The organism is Shigella sp. FC1661, assembly GCF_001712525.1.
Classification (GTDB): Bacteria; Pseudomonadota; Gammaproteobacteria; order Enterobacterales; family Enterobacteriaceae; genus Escherichia; species Escherichia coli.
In genome coordinates this window covers 1-3,397 of record NZ_MDGW01000209.1, presented here as the reverse complement: position 1 = coordinate 3,397, position 3,397 = coordinate 1, and the positions used below count along the sequence as shown (strand labels likewise).

The following is a 3,397-nucleotide window of genomic DNA, read 5'->3' as shown; positions in this document are numbered from 1 at the left end:
GGATCCTCTGCGAGCGATTCTGGCTGTTCGGCAGCTGCATCGAGAGTCACAGGAAGTAGCTGGGGGCTCTCTGAAGAAGGTAATAGCAGCTTTCCCTCGCGCCATTGTTGTCGCCATTTGAACAACAGATTGGCGTTAATGCCATTTTCAAGAGCAAGTTTTGAGATGGATATCCCGGGTTCACAGGAGGCAGCAACGAGCTGCTGTTTAAATTCGGGAGGATAATTAGGGCAGCCTTTTCGCCTGCCGGGATTCACATTTTTCTGCATATCTGACACTTTGGTTCCCACTACTTATTTGGTGGACACCACTTTGTCTAATTCGTCAGATTCTGACCAGACGGTTCAGGCTGTACGCTTACGCATATTCCGCCACCTGCGAACTGTAATGAATCGTCGGAATGGCATCTTCTTCTATGCCAGCTTTCACCTGCGCGTGACCGTAGACTTTAGCGCAATCGCATAGCCAGACGTTGTTCTCTTCATTACCTTCAACACTGGCAAAATCAAAAACTTCGGCGCGATGTTCAATAAAAGCATACCGGACGACGGCATCGCCATAAATTTGTGCCTGGTGGACAATACGCGAGGCGCTAACCCTTGCGCGATCATAAATTTGGAGCAGGAGTTGATGGTCGGGCGTTAAGCCTTGTGCGGCGACGATCATAGAATGTTGATCAATTAAGGCGTGACCAAATATTCTACATTGCCCGTAAACTAATGAGTCATGAATGGTGACGCTGTCACTTATATATGCACCCTGACTGATTTCACTATTATCGATCCAGACGTTATCCGTTGCGTAAACCTCTCCCCACAGCACGCTGGTGCCGGTGATACGCGTATTACCAGAAATCACCGTTCCGCCGAACGCAATAGCATTCTGGTCGTAAATCCAGCAATTTCCTTCCTATGCTAACACCGTTTCGCGATCGATCCAGCCGCCAGCGGTTCCTGCTATCACATCGTTAAAATCGCTAATGGCGATAATCTGCCGTAATAACACACTTTTTTAAGTGCCATCTTCCTGATAACTAAAGGCTCGCTGTTCTTCACTTAGACGATATTTGCGCATAGCGTTTTCTCACAGGTGACTTACTATAACCGTAGCAAATTCTGCGGCTCTGGCTATGCTCGAGAAAATTCCATAAAATGCATTTCAAATATACTTTATAAATTAAACAAAATGAGTAAGAAGATGCAGAGCGATAAAGTGCTCAATTTGCCGGCAGGCTACTTTGGTATTGTGTTGGGGACGATAGGGATGGGATTTGCCTGGCGCTATGCCAGCCAGGTTTGGCAGGTCAGCCACTGGTTAGGGGATGGGCTGGTGATTCTGGCGATGATCATCTGGGGATTATTAACTAGCGCATTTATTACCCGACTCATACGCTTTCCGCATAGCGTGCTGGCGGAAGTTCGCCATCCAGTGCTGAGCAGTTTTGTGAGTTTGTTTCCGGCAACGACGATGCTGGTGGCGATTGGTTTGGTTCCGTGGTTTCGCCCACTGGCGGTGTGCCTGTTCAGTTTTGGTGTCGTGGTTCAGTTGGCTTATGCCGCCTGGCAAACTGCGGGATTATGGCGCGGATCTCACCCTGAAGAAGCTACCATGCCTGGACTGTATCTGCCGACAGTTGCCAACAACTTTATCAGCGCAATGGCCTGTGGTGCGTTGGGCTACACCGACGCCGGTCTGGTGTTTTTAGGCGCAGGCGTTTTCTCATGGCTAAGCCTTGAACCGGTGATCTTGCAGCGTCTGCGCAGTTCGGGAGAATTACCCACGGCACTGCGGACATCACTCGGCATTCAGCTCGCTCCTGCGCTGGTGGCCTGTAGTGCCTGGTTGAGCGTCAACGGCGGCGAGGGTGATACGCTGGCGAAAATGCTTTTTGGTTATGGACTGCTGCAACTGCTGTTTATGCTACGTCTGATGCCATGGTATCTCTCCCAGCCATTTAATGCTTCATTCTGGAGTTTCTCGTTCGGCGTATCTGCACTGGCAACCACCGGTTTGCATCTGGGGAGTGGCAGCGAAAATGGATTTTTCCATACGCTGGCGGTACCGCTGTTTATCTTTACCAATTTTATTATTGCAATACTGCTCATCCGTACTTTTGCGCTTCTGATGCAGGGGAAATTGTTAGTCAGAACCGAGCGCGCTGTTTTAATGAAAGTAGAGGACAAAGAATGATCATTCGTGACGAAAACTATTTTACTGATAAATATGAATTAACCCGCACACACTCTGAAGTACTGGAAGCGGTGAAAGTGGTTAAACCGGGTAAAACGCTGGATCTGGGCTGTGGCAATGGTCGTAACAGTCTTTACCTGGCAGCCAATGGTTATGATGTTGACGCATGGGATAAAAATGCCATGAGTATCGCCAATGTAGAGCGCATTAAATCCATTGAAAATCTGGATAATTTACACACCCGAGTCGTTGATCTGAATAACCTCACATTTGATAGACAGTACGATTTTATTCTTTCGACTGTGGTACTGATGTTCCTTGAGGCTAAAACCATCCCAGGGCTGATTGCCAATATGCAACGTTGCACTAAACTTGGTGGTTACAACCTGATTGTGGCGGCGATGGATACCGCTGATTATCCATGTACCGTCGGCTTCCCGTTTGCCTTCAAAGAGGGAGAATTACGTCGATATTACGAAGGCTGGGAGAGGGTGAAATACAATGAAGACGTCGGCGAGCTGCACCGCACCGACGCCAACGGTAATCGTATTAGACTGCGTTTCGCCACGATGCTGGCACGTAAAAAATGACCCGCTAAGAATAAGGCGCGTGAAAATTCCCCACGCTGAGATGATTTACTGTTCTTCTTTTCGGTAAGCATATTTTTTATCGAAGGGATGTGAAATTAATCACAGTAGTCGAAGTTTTTTAGCAGCTTAACTTACTGAAATTTAACTACTGATGATTGACTTAGCCCCTTTTTCGGCATTGACTATGTCGTCTGAAAAGGGGCTGAAAAATTTATTTTCACCAACACTTTTTTTGCCACAACACGAAGCGGCGCTTTTTGCTATAACTTAAAAAGTAATATAATCATCTCAGGAAACTATTCATGCGTACCACATCATTTGCGAAAGTTGCAGCTTTATGCGGCTTGTTGGCTCTGTCTGGTTGTGCCTCTAAAATCACCCAGCCAGATAAATATTCTGGTTTTTTAGGTAATGCTGCCAACTTACTGATTTAGTGTATGATGGTGATTTTAAGGTGCTTGCGTGGCTTCCATTTCCATCAGATGTCCTTCCTGCTCCGCTACTGAAGGCGTGGTGCGTAACGGCAAAAGCACTGCCGGACATCAGCGCTATCTCTGCTCTCATTGCCGTAAAACATGGCAACTACAGTTCACTTACACCGCCTCTCAGCCCGGTAC

4 protein-coding genes and 2 pseudogenes are annotated in these 3,397 nt (G+C 47.4%); 4 read left to right on the top strand and 2 right to left on the bottom strand.

Annotated features, from left to right (window positions below; all coding sequences use genetic code 11):
• Positions 1–269, bottom strand: a 269-nt coding sequence (gene tnpA / locus BFF42_RS12880) for an IS66-like element accessory protein TnpA (RefSeq protein ID WP_241525476.1), incomplete at its 3' end; no start/stop codon positions are given.
• 91 nt (positions 270–360) lie between these two features.
• Positions 361–1,074, bottom strand: a pseudogene (gene ydcK / locus BFF42_RS12875) (YdcK family protein); the annotation flags it as partial.
• 123 nt (positions 1,075–1,197) lie between these two features.
• Here ydcK and tehA point away from each other — a divergent pair.
• The 4 genes and pseudogenes from tehA to BFF42_RS12855 all read left to right on the top strand — a co-directional run.
• Positions 1,198–2,190 carry a dicarboxylate transporter/tellurite-resistance protein TehA gene (gene tehA, locus BFF42_RS12870; protein WP_012421650.1) on the top strand — a complete coding sequence of 331 codons (993 nt, stop codon included), beginning with the start codon at positions 1,198–1,200 and terminating at the stop codon, positions 2,188–2,190.
• On the top strand, positions 2,187–2,780 hold the full coding sequence (gene tehB, locus BFF42_RS12865; RefSeq protein ID WP_000586729.1) for a tellurite resistance methyltransferase TehB: 594 nt from the start codon (positions 2,187–2,189) through the stop codon (positions 2,778–2,780). The genes tehA and tehB overlap by 4 nt, the downstream gene beginning before the upstream one ends.
• 302 nt (positions 2,781–3,082) lie before the next feature.
• Positions 3,083–3,205: pseudogene (locus tag BFF42_RS12860) on the top strand (DUF3313 domain-containing protein); the annotation flags it as partial.
• Positions 3,206–3,242: 37 nt separating this feature from the next.
• Positions 3,243–3,397: IS1 family transposase (locus tag BFF42_RS12855; RefSeq protein ID WP_001348782.1), on the top strand; the 155-nt coding region annotated here is incomplete at its 3' end.

Bases quoted from the DNA above. Each gene is read 5' to 3' on its own strand.
- tehB (WP_000586729.1), top strand. From the start codon at position 2,187: ATGATCATTCGTGACGAAAACTATTTTACTGATAAATATGAATTAACC.
- tehA (WP_012421650.1), top strand. From the start codon at position 1,198: ATGCAGAGCGATAAAGTGCTCAATTTGCCGGCAGGCTACTTTGGTATT.